The sequence below is a fragment of the Anaerostipes caccae L1-92 genome (genome assembly GCF_014467075.1).
GTDB classification, from domain to species: Bacteria; Bacillota; Clostridia; order Lachnospirales; family Lachnospiraceae; genus Anaerostipes; species Anaerostipes caccae.
The window spans coordinates 658,876-674,703 of sequence record NZ_AP023027.1 but is presented as its reverse complement, the minus strand read 5'-3'; the positions used below and the strand labels follow the sequence as shown (position 1 = coordinate 674,703).

Sequence of the window (15,828 nt, the reverse complement as noted above, 5' to 3'; positions counted from 1 at the left end):
CTCCGTTTCGTGTTTGTCATTTATATATAGAGCAAAAACCATGCCAACTTAGTGTGTTATGACATTTTCACCAGTTCTGCGGCTTGCATTCGAACTGATGAAAATGGACGTAATATCTGCCAGGGAGGGTGTTCTTTATTTTTATTTGTGGTCTTTTTAATAAAAATAAATTCTCTAATTATACGACAAAGGACCGGAACACTGCTGCATGTTCCGGCCCTTTGTTCTGCCTGTCTTCTTTTCTTATTTAAATATCTTGATGGCCTCATGGATTTTTGTAAAATCTATCTCACAGAGTCCCTGAAAGATCCCCATCGGAACTGTTTCATCAAATCCATAGATGCTCAGGTCTGCGTCCTGTTTTAAATCGTAAACCAGTATCCTTTTTTTATCCGGATCTATGATCCAATACTCTCTCACTCCGGCCTCTGTGTATTTTCCTAACTTGATCGTCAGATCCTTCTTTTTTGTTGACTCCGACAATATCTCGGCGACGAAGTCCGGTGCTCCTAAAATTCTGCCCTCTCTGAACTTATCGCGGCTGCATACGATCATAATGTCCGGCTGTACGACTGTCTTGTCATCACAATCCAGCTGTACGTCAAGGGGTGCCTGGAGGGGGATACAGTCTCCTCCCTGCCTGTCAATAAAATCATATATTCTGCGGTACAGCTGTCCGGCGATCATCTGGTGGACATAGGTCGGAGCTCCCATGTCGTAGATAATCCCGTCAATCAGTTCGATCCTTCTGTCCGCAGAAATAGCATCATAATCTGAAATGGTGCAGTTTTCCGCAGTACTGCCCGAAATATAATCTGCCGATTCTCCCAGTTCTGCTTCGGATTCCCTGTTAAGGACTTTTTCCAGCGCTCTCAGTGTCTCATATCTGGGAGATTTTGTGACTCCCCCGAAGATTTTCTGCACTGTGCCTACAGGTACTCCCGACAATACTGAAATCTGCTCGTAAGAATACCCTAATTCTATTTTCCTTTGTTTCATTTCTTCCATCGTCATAGAACCCCTCCTTCAATGCCGCATACACCACACTTAAATTATAACCGCTTTATATCCGTAAAACAACCGCTTTTTCTCCATATTTATGCCATTAAAAAGTCTGATTATTCTTGTTTTTATCTGTCATTAGGAGTAAAATATAGTTATCAACTCATATTAAGAACGGACTATAAAGACATTGGAAAGGAGGATTTTGTCGATCGTATCCATACAATTTTATACCCCAAAAAGGAGGGACTGCGATGGAACTTCAGAAACTGCATTATGATGTGGCAGACGGAATTGCGACTATAACAATGGACTATCCGAAAAACTTAAATGCCATCGACGAACAGATGGCAGATGAACTGATTTATGCCGTAGAAAAGGCTGAGTCAGATCCGGATGCCAGGGTTGTGGTATTAAAGGGCGCACCGAAAGCATTTTCGGCCGGCGGTGATATCGGCTATTTTTATGACCTGATCAAAAGCGGCGGCGACATCAATATGGACGGACTCATCGGCAAAGTTGGAAAGGTTACAAATGGCCTGAAATCCATGAGTAAGATGGTCATTGTAGCAGTCAGCGGCGCTGCGGCAGGTGCAGGTTTCAGTCTTGCTCTTTCCGGCGATTTCATCATTGCGGCAGACAACGCAAAGTTTATTATGGCATTTGTAAACATCGGGCTCGTTCCGGATACCGGCGGTGCTTATCTTCTTGCAAAAGAGATCGGCGAAAAAAAGACGATGGAACTGTGTGCCACCGGACGTCCTGTAGATGCCCAGGAGGCCAAAGACCTTGGTTTTGTTTATAAAGTCACTGCAAAAGAAGATCTGGATGCGGAAGTTTACAAATTTGCCAAAAGATTAGCATCCGGACCACAGGTATCCTATAAAAATATCAAGAAACAGATCTATGCTGCGGCATTCTCTGATTACGAACGCTATCTGGATGATGTGGAAATCCCAACGCAGCATGAGTGTTCCAATACAGAAGACTTCAAAGAAGGCTGTTCTGCATTCATGGAAAAACGGAAACCTGAGTTCCAGGGAAAATAGGCAGCACACTGAAAGGAGGTAACGATATTGATCTCAAAAGTAGTGTCTAAAGAAGAAGCAATCGCAAAATTCCATGACGGCCAGACGATCATGTTTGGCGACTGGCATGGAGAGCACTCTGCAGAAGAGCTGATTACCGGAATGCTGGAAAAAGGGGTAAAAGACATTTCCGCTATCGCTGTATCCGGCGGTATGCCTGACCAGGGACTCGGAAGGCTGATCCACGAAAAGCTGGTAAAGGATCTGATTACAACCCACATCGGTCTGAATCCGGAAGCCCGTGATCAAATGTTTGCGGGTGAGTTAAATGTAGAATTTGTTCCACAGGGTACTTTTGCAGAACGCATCCGCTGCGGCGGAGCAGGTCTGGGCGGCTGCCTTACTCCCACAGGCGTGGGAACAGATATCGAGAAAGGAAAACAGAAACTGACCATTGATGGGAAAGAATATCTCCTGGAGCTTCCGCTCCACGCAGATGTTGCTCTGATCAAGGCATGGAAAGCCGATACGATCGGAAATATCGCTTTCCGATACACCGGAAGAGCCACTAACAGCTACATGGCTTTTGCAGCAGATATCGTCATTGTCGAGGTTGAAGAATTGGTTGAAGTAGGAGAATTAGGTCCTGATGATATTGATGTGCCTGCTCCAATCATCGATATGGTTTACGTAAGAACCGGCGAAAAGAAACCTTTCTGTCCGATGTGGCAGCGTGCGAGAGCAAAAGCAGAAGGAGGTGGAAAGTAATGGCAGGACTTACTGGACGTGCACTGATCGCATCCCGTTGTGCGAGATTTTTTAAAGACGGAGATTTTGTTAATTTAGGAATCGGGGTTCCCATGATGTGTGTCAACTATCTGCCGGAGGGTGTAGAACTTTGGCTGGAGGCCGAGATCGGCATTGTCGGCTGCGGTTCCACACCAAAGTGGGAGGATGCAGATCCGGATATTATTGATGCGGGAGGCCAGCCTGCTTCCATCATCAAAGGAGGCAGTATTTGTGACCACACGACTTCTTTTGCTTTCATCCGCGGCGGCCATGTTGACGCAACCGTACTCGGAACGCTGCAGGTAGATCAGGAAGGAAATATAGCCAACTGGACCATTCCCGGCAAACTTGCCCCGGGCATGGGCGGCGCAATGGATCTCTGCGCCGGTGTAAAAAAGATTATTGTTGCTACTGATCACTGTGAAAAGAGCGGCGCTTCTAAGATCCTAAAAAAGTGCACTCTTCCTCTGACCGGAGCTAAATGTGTCACTGACATCGTAACCGAACGGTGTTATTTTGAGGTGACGGACGAGGGGCTGGTCCTCAGAGAATTAGCTCCCGGCTATACGGTGGAAGACATTCTCGCCTGCACAGAGGCTGATGTGATCGTGCCTGATGAAGTGGGAGTTATGGAATAATGGCAATTTCTACATAATTTCCGTTCGGCACTTATAATGCCTCACTCCAATCATGCAGAAAATGGACGTAATATCTGCTGGATAAGCACCTATCAAACAAATGCGCGGCATAAACGGCAGTAATAAATTTTTATTTTGGAAACAGGCAGCAAAATTCTAAAAATTTGCTGCCTGTTATTTATAATTCTATTCCCTGCTTCTCTTTATTACCTGAATGCCCACCAATGAAATTCCAAGAATCAGAATCAAGAATTGTATATCTGCCGAATCTCCGGTCTTTGCCATAGGCTCTGTCTTCTTTCTTACTCTTTTTTGATACTCCCATTTAGGTGCCTGTTTCTTTACTGTCCTGTCTTCGTTTTCTTCTGTCTCAAACCCATTCTCCGCAGTTGTCCCAGATTCCTCCGATGTTGATTCTGTTCTCTTAGGCTCTTCTTTCCATTTTGCTTTCAGCGTCATATTTTCATACACCGGATCTCCAAAGTTCCATTCTGTTTCGTTTCCATCCTTGTCTGTATAATACCAGCCTTCTAATACATAACCCGCTTTTACCGGATCTTCAGGTTTTTGTACCTTCTTTCCGCTGTCCGCGGTCTGCATTTGGGGCGGTTCGCTGCCTCCATCTGTGTCAAAGGATACTTCCACTGTTCCAGTAAGCAAGATTTCCACTGTCACTTTTTCCCCTTCCGGTGTCTCATAGGTCAATAGAAATTTCCCTGTATTCTTTGATGTTTTTGCCTGGTTGATGGCTTTCAGCTGTTCTTCGTCTATCTTAAAATCTTCCAGCTTTAAATTATTCCCATCCTTGTCTTTGCCCTTTACACCGCACAGCTCTTTTATTTCTTCTACTCCGAAACCTTCTCCTCCGGTCTCTTTTTCCACATTATTAGCCCCTACCATGCCGGATGCAGTTCCGCTGTCCGGAGCCGTCACATCCGTTCCATTTCCTCTCAAAGAGACTGTAATGACTACCTGAGTGCCCTGTTCTGTTGCGATTGTCAGAGGATAGTCACCAATCTCTCCGTTTTTCTTGGCCTCATTGATGACATTGATCTGATCCCTGTCGGGCAGTGTAAAATCTTCCAGATCAAATGGAATGCCGTCCTTGTCTTTCCCGTTTGCTTTCGTCAGTTCTTTGATTTGTTCGTCAGTAAACCCTTCACCGCCGGTTTTGCTGATCACATGGTTCGCACCCAGCTGTTCTCTGCTGTCCAGATCAATTTTATTTTCATCCCGGAATGGACCAAAGTAAACCATCGTAAAATATTTATCTACCTTAATATCCTGCTGCTCCTGAAATGGGGATTCCTCTGTAAAATCATACTCTGTTCTCAGAAGTCCCGTCCTGGATGTAGCCCTGATAGCCAGAGTCCGGGACTGCGCATATGTTTGTCGCAGTACCTGGTGTCTTCGTACCGTATTTACCGCATCCGATTCCCGGCATAGATGTATTCTTGTCACCGACAGCTTTGACCAGCGTGCTGCCTCCGCTGATAACGATGTTGGAAACATTGAAGCCCTCCGGTGTTTTCTCCCATTCTGACTCCGTCGTCTCAGCACCACCGGACCCGATACCGGGAGAATATTTCCCTCCGGACGCATAAACTGTTCCTCCCGTAATATAGATTCCGTCTACCGGAGTTACCTTTCCTCCTCCGATGCCTGCGCAGAGGGTTCCCCCTTTCGCAGTGATGATACCTCCCTCTATGCGAATATTTTCTGCATATTGTTTTGTATCGGTTCCCCCATTGGCATAACTTCCGCAGGCTGCGCCGATGGCACAGTTATGTTCTCCTGCCTGTGCATTAACAATACCGCCTTTGATGGTCAGATTGGAAAATCCGGATTCTTCCTTTACTGTTCTGTTTGCAATGATATTTCCGATGGCCGTTGTATGCATTTTGGTTCCTTTTGCCTCCAAAGAACCACAGGTGTCTTTATCGCACTGATGCCCCTTCTCTCCTGCATGTTCACACTGAATGATAAGCTCAGTTTTATCCATGCCTTCTTTCACTAAGGCTCCATAGTTCTGTACACCACAAGAAAGCATGTTGTTCCCCACCAATGTAATTGTCACATTGGCATGTGAAACGTCCATGCAGTTTTTGCTTCCGCTGTTGCTGGTGACACTGACATTGTCCAATGTAATATCTGTCGTGACTCCTGCTTCGACTTTTATATAATATGAAGTGGTTTTTCCGATAATCCGGTAGCCCAGAGGGTTTAAAGATGTCTCACTGCTTGTACCCCCCCCCGGTCGCTCCGGAGCTCTTAATCGTGATATTTCCTTTGCTCACGTCCAATAAGGTCTGCCCGTCGGCTGTCTTTTTTACAGGTTTCTGAACTTGTTTCACCTGTTGAACAGAACCCTTTTTTACAGCGTCTTCTGTCGGTTTACAACCTGAAACCTGTTCTGTTTCTTTTGGCAAGTCAATATGCTCTTTTACAGTTTCCATCAGTATTTTTGTGTCAAGTTCTGTCCCATCCTCTGTTGTCTGTGTTATGGCTTCCACTGAGCCTTCTGTCTCCTGAGCTTCAGCTAAAATTGTTCCATGTGCTGCCGTAATCGCCAACACCATGGAAATCATCCATATACGTTTTCTTTTCTTCATTTTTGTGATCCCCCTGCATTAAATTTGCCTTTTCCACTTCACAGTTTTTATATCAGGTCCGGTTTGGATTATGGATAGTTAGATTTTATATGCAAATTTTAATCACAAAAAGCCGGAGCATCATACTGCGGTGCTCCAGCTGCAATTATTTCATTTTCTTATAGATCAATCCTGCCCCTGTCAGAGATACTCCAAAGATCATAAAGAGATATAAGACTTTTGTTTCATCTCCGGTTTTCGCAGTTCTTGTAACAGTCTGTTCTGACTTCATTCGTTTGCTGTACTCCCAGTCCGGGATGGTTTTCTCAGTTGTAGATGGTTTTACTGATTCGGTCTTCGTTTCTGTCGTAGACATGGTCTGTTCTGTGTCCTCTGTTCTGGGTACTTCCTTCCACTTAGCTTTTAATGTTATATTCTCATAGACAGGATCTTCAAAATTCCACTCTGTTTCGTTTCCATCTTTGTCTGTGTAATACCAGCCTTCAAATACATAGCCTTCTCTTACCGGATCTTCTGGTCTTACTACTTTTTTACCGCTGTCTGTACTCTGCATTTCCGGCGGTCTGCTTCCTCCATTTGTGTCAAAAGATATTTCGACCGTTCCTGTGAGCAGCACTTCCACCGTAACTTTTCCTCCGCCCGGGGTCTCATAGGTCAGCGGGAACTTTCCTGTATTTTTAGAGGTTTTGGCTTCATTGATTGCTTTTAACTGCTCTTCATCTATCTTAAAGTCTTCCAGCTTGAAGTTGTTTCCGTCTTTGTCTTTGCCTTTGATTCCGCACAGTTCTTTGATCTCCTCTTCTTCAAACGCCTTTCCGCCGGTCTCTTTCTCCACGTCGTTGGCTCCCACCATGCCGGTTTCAGTTCCGCCGTCCGGTTTCGCTGCATCTGTTCCGTTTCCCCTGAGAGAGACCGTAATCGTTACCTGAGTGTTATTTTCTGTGGCGATAGTCAGCGGATAGTCTCCGATTTTTCCGTTCTTCTTGGCTTCATTGATGGCATTGATCTGATCTTGATTCGTCAGGATAAAATCATCTAAATTGAACGGATTTCCGTCTTTGTCCTTCCCATTTGTTTTCGCCAGCTCCCTGAGCTGTTCTCCGGTGAATCCCTCTCCTCCGGTCTTGCTGATGATATGATTGGCTCCCAGCTGTTCTTTCGTATCCGAATTTATTTTATTTTCGTCACGGAATGGTCCGAAGTAGACCACGGTAAAATATCTGTCTACCTTGATATCTTGATTCTCCTGAAAAGGTGATTCATCTGTAAAGTTATATTCTGTTTCAGAAATGCCGTCTTGTATATAACCTTGATATCCTGTATCAGGAACCGCTACAACATTTCTTACCTCTCCAGTTACTCCCAGATCGGATTTTCCACAGCCAATCCCAGGCATATCAGAATCTTTATGACCAACTGCCCTCACTAAAGTATTCCCTCCACTAATTATAACATTTGATATCTGGAAATAAGAGGATAGGCTCGGATCAACACTTCCACCAGAACCTATTCCAGGTGCATTTTTGCCTCCATACGCGTAAACTGTCCCACCTGTTATGTATATTCCATCAACGGGGACTCCTCCTCCACCTCCTATACCAGCGCAATAATCTCCTCCTTCTGCTGTTACAATTCCCCCATTGATACATATATTTTTTGTATATTTTCCACTCTTTATAAAGCTCGCACAAGTAGCTCCTATAGCACAATTATGTTCACCAGCTTTTGCTCTAATAATGCCTCCTTTAATCGTCAAATTTGAAAATCCGGACTCATCTTCTATTTCTCTATTTTTTGTAATATTTCCAATAGCCGTTGCATGCGTTACAGTCCCTTCAGCCTCAAGAGACCCACAGAATTCTTCTGTACACTGATGCCCTTTTTCACCTGCATGTTCACACTGAATAATCAATTCAGTATTATCCATTCCGTCTTTCACCAGCGCTCCATAACCTGTAATCCCACAAGAAAGTGTGTTGCTTCCCACCAATGTAATGCTCACATTGGCATGAGAAACGTCCATACAGTTTTTATTTCCGCTGTTGCTGGTCACGCTGACATTATCCAATGTAATGTCCGTTGTAATACCTGATTCTACTTTAATATTATTCGAAGTGGTTGTACCCGTAATCCGATAGCCTTTGGGGTTTAAAGATGTCTCACTGCTTGTACCCCCCCCCGGTCGCTCCGGTACTTTTAATCATGATACTTCCTTTGCTTACGTCTAATAATGTCTGTCCTTCAGCCGTCTTTTTTGCAGTCTTCTGCACTTGTTTCTTACTGGGTTTTTTAATGTCGATTTCTCTCTGATCTTCGTTTGAAATATGTTTTGCCTCTTCCGACAGATTTATCTGATCCTTTAAATTCTCCATAAGTGCTTTTGTATCCAAAATCTGTTCAGATTCTGTTGTTTCCGAAATTGTTTCTTTTACGGCTTCCACTGGACTTCCAGTCTCCTGAGCCTCTGCAAAAACAGTCCCCTGAACTGCTGTCATGGCCACAGCCACAGCAAATATCCAGATTCTTCTTTTCTTCTTCATCTTTGTGATCCCCCTGTTATTATTTTTCCACTTCGAGTTTTTGGTTTTTATATCAGGTACTGGTCCTTTATTAAAAAGTTAGTTCCCTTTTGCCTCAAATAAAACCAGACAGCAAAATATCGCTGCCTGGCTTTATCATAATATATGTAGCTTTACATAGGTTTTAAATTTTTATTAAGCCGGCCGACCATCCAGCTTATACGTTTCTCCCTTCCGGCATCCGTTTTTGCATCAAAATATGCCCGCGTATATGTCTTCTTTACCGACGGGGACATCTGCTGAAAATTGGAGTAAGCCGGTTCATATGCTCTCAGCAGAGCAGATAAAACATCGATTTCTTCCTCTGTAATTACTGGTTTTTGGGGAGCATCCCATTGACCATTTTCTTTAGCCTGCTTTATCTTTTCCTTGCCATGATCAGTCATCATTCCTTGCTTTTCAAGTTTCTTGGCCAGCACTTTGTTCTTCTCAGACCATTTGCTGTTTTTCCTGCGCGAAGAAAAATACTTTTTGTAACTCGTCTCATCAATACGTTTCATTTGTCCGTCAATCCATCCAAAACAGAGAGCTTCCTCAAGTGCCTCACCTGCTTTAATGGTTTTCGGTCCGCCTGCCTTGCCGAATAACAGCCATACACCCTCACTGGAAACACAATGATCTGATAGCCAGTTACGAAAGCCCTCTCTATTAGAAAATTTCAGTATTTCACCCACAATATAGTCCTCCATCTGATTACTGTTCGTCCGATACTTGAATTTTCTTTTATCTTAATCTCTGTTCACGAAATTGTCAAACAACTCTGTGCCAGTCATCGAAATAACTTTTTCTTAGCTAAAATGATACAAGACAAAGAAGCTCCCAAAGCTATCAAACAATAAACTATATTTGTCTCATCCCCTGTTTTTGCTGTTCTTGAGACAGTCTGTTCTGAGATTTTTCGTCTGCTGTATTCCCAGTCCGGTACAGACTTTTCAGTTGTAGATGCTGATTTTGTCTTTGTTTCCGTTGTAGGCATACTCTGCTCTGTGGTCTCTGTTGTGGGTACTTCTTTCCATCTGGCTTTTAATGTCATATTTTCATACACTGGATCATCAAAGTTCCACTCTGTTTCATTTCCCTCTTTGTCTGTGTAATACCAGCCCTCAAATGTATATCCGTCTTTTACCGGGTCTTCTGGCTTTGATATCTTCTTCCCACTGTCCGTGCTCTGCATTTCCGGTGGTTTGCTGCCTCCATTTGTATCAAAAGATACTTCCACAGTTCCTGTGAGCAGCACTTCTACCGTCACCTTTTCTCCATCCGGTGTCTCATAGGTCAGCGGAAACTTTCCTGTATTTTTGGATGTCTTGGCTTCATTAATAGCTTTCAGCTGGCCTTCATCAATCTTAAATTCTTCCAGTTTCAGATTATTTCCGTCTTTATCTTTGCCTTTGATCCCGCACAGTTCTTTGATTTCATCCTCTTCAAATGCCTTCCCTCCGGTCTCTTTTTCCACGTCGTTGGCTCCCACCATGCCGGACTCGGTTCCTCCGTCCGGCTTTGCTGCATCGGTTCCGTTTCCTCTCAAAGAGACAGTAATCGTTACCTGAGTGTTATTTTCTGTGGAAATCGTCAGCTGGTAATCTCCGACCTCTCCGTTCTTCTTTGCCTCATTAATGTTATTGATCTGATCTTGATTGGGCAGAGTAAAATCTTCTAAGTTAAATGGATTCCCGTCTTTGTCCTTCCCGTTTGCTTTCGCCAGCTCTTTGAGCTGCTCCCCGGTGAATCCCTCTCCTCCGGTTTTACTGATAATATGATTAGCTCCCAGTTGTTCCTTATTATTCGGATTAATCTTATTTTCATCCCGGAACGGACCAAAATAAACCATCGTAAAATATTTGTCTACTTTAATATTCTGCTTAGCTTGAAATGGTGATTCCTCTGTAAAATCATATTCTGTCTCGGATGTTCCGTCTTGGATATATCCCTGATAACCGGTGTCTGGAACTGCAGCTACATTAGAAGCGCTGCCTATCACAGCGTTCCCTGCTTTACCGCAGCCAATCCCCGGTACATCAGTAGTTTTATCTCCGACTGCCCTGACTAAGGTATTTCCTCCGCTAATAATAATATTAGATACATTATAAGCCTCAGGCATAAAATCCTCTGTCCCATCAACAAATCCTCCAGAACCAATTCCAGGAGAATATTTTCCGCCAGTTGCATAAACAGTTCCCCCCGTTATATAGATTCCATTAACAGGAGTTAACCTTCCTCCACCTATGCCTGCACAATCCTCTCCTCCTTCTGCAGTAACAATTCCTCCGCTAATCCTTATATTTTTCGTAAATTTCCCACCATTTGTAAAACTCCCACAGGCAGCTCCGATAGCACAGTTATGTTCGCCAGCTTTTGCTTTGATAATTCCTCCTTTGATCGTCAAATTTGAAAATCCAGACTCGTCCGCTACTGTTCTATTTCTTACAATATTTCCGATCGCTGTTGCATGTGTCGCAGTTCCCTTAGCCTCAAGAGAACCACAAGCATTTTCCGTACACTGATGTCCTTTCTCATCTGAGTGTTCGCATTGAATAATCAGTTTTGTGTCATCCATTCCATCTTTCACTAATGCTCCGTAGCTCTGAATTCCACAAGAAAGTATGTTACTCCCTACCAATGTAATAGTCACATTAGCATGGGACACATCCATACAATTTTTATTCCCGCTGTTGCTCGTCACACTGACATTGTCAAGAGTAAGATCTGTTGTAACACCTGGCTCTACCTTAATACAATTCGAAGTGGTGGTTCCCGTAATCCGGTAACCGTTGGGGTTCAAAGATGTCTCACTGCTTGTACCCCCCCCCGGTCGCTCCGGCGCTTGTAATCGTGATATTTCCTTTGCTTACATCCAACAATGTCTGTCCGTCAGCCGTCTTTTTTACAGACTTTTGGACCTGTCTCGTACTGCTTTTTTTCATGTCAATTTCTTCTCGGTCTTTGGCTGAAATTTGTTTTACCTCTTCTGGCAAATCTTTCTGCTCTTTTACAGTTTCCACAGATCCTGTTGTATTCAGGACCATTTCAGTCTTCGTTGTCTCTGTCATGGCTTCCACTGAACTCTCTACATCCTGAGCCCCTGCCCCTGCAAAAACAGTTCCCTGAACTGCCGCCATGGCTAATACCACAGCGAATATCCAGATTCGTCTTTTCCTTCTCATCTTTGTGATCCCCCTGTTATAATATTTTTCCTTTTCCACTTCGAGTTTTTATATCAGGTACTCGTCCTTTATAAAAAAGTTAGTTTTCCGATAAAAAAGAAAACTAGGCAGCAAAAATGAATTTTTGCTGCCTGATGCTGTATACTCACAGGGTTCACCGTGTTTTATACCCTTCGGGTGGACGCGCTTTGCGCGATAAGGTATACCCACAGGGCACACCGTGTTTTATACCCTTCGGGTGGGCGCGCTTTGCGCGATAAGGTATAAGTTATTTACCACTATTTCCGTCGCGATTTTGAAATGCGCTCCTCCAATAGCGGTAAATAACTTTCGAAAAGTGGCACCTTTTTTGACAGAGGCCCTTCTCCAACAGACATTATGTCCATTTTCCACATGATTGGAGTAAGGCATTCTAAGAGCCGAACGGAAATCGTGTGGAAAATGTCATCAGTTTTTTTCTTTTCGCACCGGCCGGATATATTTAAAATGTTTTTCCGGATTAAAATAAAAATAAATGATTCTGCCGGGAGTCGTGTCATAGCGATATCCGGTTCCTTCAAAATCAAATTCTGCCATTGCCTTTTCAATCTTTTCCTCCACACTTCGGTTTTCCTGCTCATAATCGAACGGACCGTGCTCGAAAACTACATACTCGGCTTCGGGAACATCCATCAGCTGCATCTGAGGCGGTACCTCGCCGGTGTAATCCGCCGGAAGACGCACACCATGAGACTCCGTGCGCAGAAAACCCCAGTCACAGAGCCTGCCGTCCGGATCATTAATATATGCCATGATCTGGCCGCTGCCGCTGTTAGGCTCACTCCCTCCATCATCATCCAGTTTTCCCTTGATGCTGTCAAGCAGACCACAGATCGTCTCATAATCCTGTCCGGGAATGAGATTTTGTTTCTGCCAAAAATCCCAATACCCATTGCTCTCATAATTCTTAATATGCAAATATTTGTGTGCGGGAATCGTTACAAAATAAATTTTAATATCATCTTCAGATTTCTTCATGCCGATTTCTCCTAATCCAAAAAAGTAGCGGTCAAACGGAGTAATTTTTGTACGAAGAACGACTGGCTTCGGCCTTTTCCGGTATTCACTCGGAGTCACGCCGTATGTTCTCTTAAAGGCTCTCGTAAAAGCTTCATGTGACGAAAAACCATAATCAAACGCAATATCCAAAATGCTTTTCTCACTGTCCCGCACTTCTTTCAGCGCAAAGGCCAATTTTCTGAGCCGCAGATAATCCCTGAACGGAATCCCCGATATTTCTTTAAACTTTCTTGTTGTGTAAAACTCTGAATAACCCAGCCTTCGGGAAAGAAAGCACAGTGTCAGCGCTTCATCATTATAGTTCATAATACATCTGTCAATTTCATCAACGATCGCTTGGATCTGCCTCTGCCACTCATACATTCGTCTGTTCACCTCGTTTCAACCACCCTAAATTTATTATAAGGAAATAGACTGTCTTCTGCTTGATTTTACTTGCTGTTATATATCTTATCTTTTTTACTCAATACCTGTCAAAAAACCGGAACACTAATCTGATTAGTATTCCGGTATGTGTTTTATCTTATCTTCTTGTTTAATAAAATTCCTGCCCCTGCCAATGAACCTCCAAAGAGGATAAGGAAAAACAGACTTCCCTTTTTATCTCCGGTTTTGGCTGTTTTCTCTTGAGCCCTCTCTGTCTTTTTCCTTTTGCTGTACTCCCAGTCAGGCATCGGCTGTTTTGCTGTGGTCGGCTGTTCTGAATCTGCCGGCGTTTCTGTTGTAATCTGATTCTGCTCTATAATTTCTGTCTTTGGCACTTCTTTCCATCTGGCTTTCAGAGTTATATTTTCATAGACAGGCTCTTCAAAATCCCACAGGACTTCGTTCCCTTCTCTATCTGTATAATACCATCCTTCAAAAACGTATCCCTCTCTTGCCGGGTCCGTTGGTTTTACCACTGTTTGGCCGCTGTCTATGCTCTGCATCTCCGGAGCCTTCGTTCCTCCTCCAGTGTCAAATGAAATCTCCACTGTTCCGGTGAGCAGTACTTCCACCGTTACCTTCTCTCCCTCCGGCGTCTCGTAGGTCAGCGGAAACTTTCCGGTCTTCTTTGAAGTCTTTGCCTCATTGATTGCATGAAACTGATCTTCATCAATTTTAAAATCTTCCAGTTTCAGATTATTTCCATCTTTATTTTTTCCTTTGATCCCGCACAGTTCCTTAATCTCTTGTATCTCAAAGCCTTTTCCTCCGGTCTCTTTTTCTACATCATTGGCACCTATCATTCCGGAATCTGTATCACTCCCTGGCACTGCAGCATCTGTACCGTTTCCTCTTAAAGATACCGTAACCGTTACCTGAGTTCCGTTTTCTGTGGCAATGGTCAGCTGATAATCCCCAACTTCTCCTTTTTCTTTGGCCTCATTGATAACATTCATCTGATCCTTGTTCGGCAGGGTAAAATCATTAGTATCAAATGGATTTCCGTCCTTGTCCTTGCCGTTTGCCTTCACCAGCTCTTTGATCTGCTGCTCGGAAAAGCCTTTTCCTCCGGTCTTGCTGATCAGATGATTGGCCCCCAGCTGTTCTTTTGTCTCTGAGTTTATTTTATTTTCATCCCGGAACGGGCCGAAATAAACCATGGTGAAATATTTATCCACCTTAATATCCTGCTTTGTCTGGAATGGAGATTCTGCTGTAAAATTATACTCTGTCTCAGAAATGCCATCCTGAATATATCCCTGATATCCTGCATCCGGTTCTGCAGTAATATTCACTGCCGTACCTTTCACTTTATTGTCATACTTCCGGCCGCAGCCAATCCCCGGCATAGCGGTATCTTTATCACCAACGGCTATAACAAGAGTATCTCCTCCTGTAATTTGAATATTTGACGCATTCATCGACTCAGGATCATTCATGTCAGCACCGCCTGCGTCTGAACTGATCCCTCCTGAACCGATCCCCGGAGAATGGGCGCCTCCGGATGCATACACCGTCCCTCCCGTAATATAAATGCCGTCCACCGGAGTGGCTCTGCCGCCTCCAAGCCCGGCACAGTCTTTCCCTCCTCTGGCTGTTACGACTCCTCCTTCGATCCTGATATTTTTGGCATATTTATTCTGATCCGTTGCAGAATTGTGTGTATAACTTCCGCAGGCTGCTCCAATCGCACAGTTGTGGCCTCCTGCCTGTGCTTCCACAATACCGCCTCTGATGGTCAGATTAGAAAATCCCGCTTCTGAGCCAATGGTCCGGTTTGAAGTAATATTTCCGATTGCCGTTGCATGTTCCACTGTTCCCTCGGCTCTTAGTTTTCCGCATGTCCCTTCGGAACACGTATGTCCTTTTTCATCTGCATGTTCACACTGAATGATTAATCTGGTATCGTCCATTCCGTCCTTGACCAAAGCGCCATAAGCTGTCGCTCCGCAGGACAAAAGGTTATTCCCGACCAGTGTAATCGTTACATTGGCATGGGACACGTCCATGCAATTTTTAGTTCCGCTGCTGGTTACACTGACATTATCCAGAGTAATGTCCGTCGTAACGTCCGGTTCTACTTTTATAATATTCGAAGTGGTTGTACCTGTAATCCGGTAGCCTTTGGGGTTCAAAGATGTCTCACTGCTTGTACCCCCCCCCGGTCGCTCCGGCGCTTGTAATGCTGATGTTTCCTTTGCTTACATCCAATAAGGTCTGCCCGTCTGCCGCCTTTTTTATGGGCTTCTGCATCTGCATGTTTTGTTTCTTCCCAGTCTTTTTGATCTTGGGCTGCTCCTGCTTTTCATCTGAAATCTGCTCTCTGGCAGTTTCCATGAGCACTTCCGTCTTCAGAAGTTTGTCAGCCTCTGTTGTTGTTTCTGTCACAGCTTCTGCTGTACTACCGGACTCCTGGTCCTCTGCAAAAACAGTTCCCTGTACTGCCGCCACAGCTAACACTGCGGCCAATATCCAAATGCGTCTTTTCTTCTTCATCTCTGTATTCCCCCTGATTATTTTTTACCACTTCG

Annotated in this window: 15 protein-coding genes; 3 read left to right on the top strand and 12 right to left on the bottom strand. The window is 44.2% G+C overall.

Annotated features, from left to right (window positions below):
- Positions 1-243 precede the first annotated feature (243 nt).
- Entirely contained in the window at positions 244-1,014 is a 771-nt protein-coding gene (locus ANCC_RS03420) for a Uma2 family endonuclease (protein ID WP_006568734.1), read from the bottom strand.
- 242 nt (positions 1,015-1,256) lie between these two features.
- Between ANCC_RS03420 and ANCC_RS03415 the strand changes: the two genes are divergently transcribed.
- The 3 genes from ANCC_RS03415 to ANCC_RS03405 are packed head-to-tail and all read left to right on the top strand — an operon-like array spanning position 1,257 to position 3,457.
- Positions 1,257-2,051 (top strand): enoyl-CoA hydratase/isomerase family protein, encoded by a 795-nt coding sequence (locus tag ANCC_RS03415; RefSeq protein WP_006568735.1) that lies wholly within the window; start codon positions 1,257-1,259, stop codon positions 2,049-2,051.
- 27 nt (positions 2,052-2,078) lie between these two features.
- Complete coding sequence (locus ANCC_RS03410; protein ID WP_009289219.1) at positions 2,079-2,798, top strand: 3-oxoacid CoA-transferase subunit A; 720 nt, start codon at positions 2,079-2,081, stop codon at positions 2,796-2,798.
- Positions 2,798-3,457, top strand: a complete 660-nt coding sequence (locus ANCC_RS03405; RefSeq protein ID WP_006568737.1) for a CoA transferase subunit B — start codon at positions 2,798-2,800, stop codon at positions 3,455-3,457. Before ANCC_RS03410 ends, ANCC_RS03405 begins: the two co-directional genes overlap by 1 nt.
- A gap of 186 nt (positions 3,458-3,643) precedes the next feature.
- On the opposite strand, the gene ANCC_RS18060 is transcribed toward ANCC_RS03405, so the two are convergent.
- The 11 genes from ANCC_RS18060 to ANCC_RS03355 form a co-directional block, all read right to left on the bottom strand.
- A complete protein-coding gene (locus tag ANCC_RS18060; RefSeq protein WP_006568738.1) occupies positions 3,644-4,714 on the bottom strand; it encodes an InlB B-repeat-containing protein in 1,071 nt (356 codons plus the stop codon).
- 61 nt (positions 4,715-4,775) lie between these two features.
- On the bottom strand, positions 4,776-5,555 hold the full coding sequence (locus ANCC_RS17570) for a hypothetical protein (protein WP_022261183.1): 780 nt from the start codon (positions 5,553-5,555) through the stop codon (positions 4,776-4,778).
- A gap of 136 nt (positions 5,556-5,691) precedes the next feature.
- Positions 5,692-6,069: a hypothetical protein gene (locus ANCC_RS03395; protein WP_156340656.1), complete on the bottom strand. Its 378-nt coding sequence runs from the start codon at positions 6,067-6,069 to the stop codon at positions 5,692-5,694.
- 145 nt (positions 6,070-6,214) lie between these two features.
- A complete protein-coding gene (locus tag ANCC_RS03390) occupies positions 6,215-8,137 on the bottom strand; it encodes an InlB B-repeat-containing protein (protein WP_233458266.1) in 1,923 nt (640 codons plus the stop codon).
- Positions 8,138-8,228: 91 nt separating this feature from the next.
- On the bottom strand, positions 8,229-8,609 hold the full coding sequence (locus tag ANCC_RS03385) for a hypothetical protein (protein ID WP_006568741.1): 381 nt from the start codon (positions 8,607-8,609) through the stop codon (positions 8,229-8,231).
- 152 nt (positions 8,610-8,761) lie between these two features.
- Positions 8,762-9,337 carry a YdeI/OmpD-associated family protein gene (locus ANCC_RS03380; RefSeq protein ID WP_006568742.1) on the bottom strand — a complete coding sequence of 192 codons (576 nt, stop codon included), beginning with the start codon at positions 9,335-9,337 and terminating at the stop codon, positions 8,762-8,764.
- A gap of 80 nt (positions 9,338-9,417) precedes the next feature.
- Positions 9,418-11,430: an InlB B-repeat-containing protein gene (locus ANCC_RS03375; protein WP_233458267.1), complete on the bottom strand. Its 2,013-nt coding sequence runs from the start codon at positions 11,428-11,430 to the stop codon at positions 9,418-9,420.
- A gap of 7 nt (positions 11,431-11,437) precedes the next feature.
- The gene (locus ANCC_RS03370; RefSeq protein WP_039947032.1) at positions 11,438-11,812 is read right to left on the bottom strand and encodes a hypothetical protein; all 375 of its coding nucleotides are present in this window, start codon (positions 11,810-11,812) and stop codon (positions 11,438-11,440) included.
- 447 nt (positions 11,813-12,259) lie between these two features.
- Positions 12,260-13,234, bottom strand: a complete 975-nt coding sequence (locus ANCC_RS03365) for a helix-turn-helix domain-containing protein (RefSeq protein WP_006567405.1) — start codon at positions 13,232-13,234, stop codon at positions 12,260-12,262.
- Between the two features lie 155 nt (positions 13,235-13,389).
- Complete coding sequence (locus ANCC_RS03360) at positions 13,390-15,432, bottom strand: InlB B-repeat-containing protein (RefSeq protein WP_233458268.1); 2,043 nt, start codon at positions 15,430-15,432, stop codon at positions 13,390-13,392.
- Positions 15,433-15,439: 7 nt separating this feature from the next.
- On the bottom strand, positions 15,440-15,793 hold the full coding sequence (locus tag ANCC_RS03355; RefSeq protein WP_006567407.1) for a hypothetical protein: 354 nt from the start codon (positions 15,791-15,793) through the stop codon (positions 15,440-15,442).
- Positions 15,794-15,828: the final 35 nt, after the last annotated feature.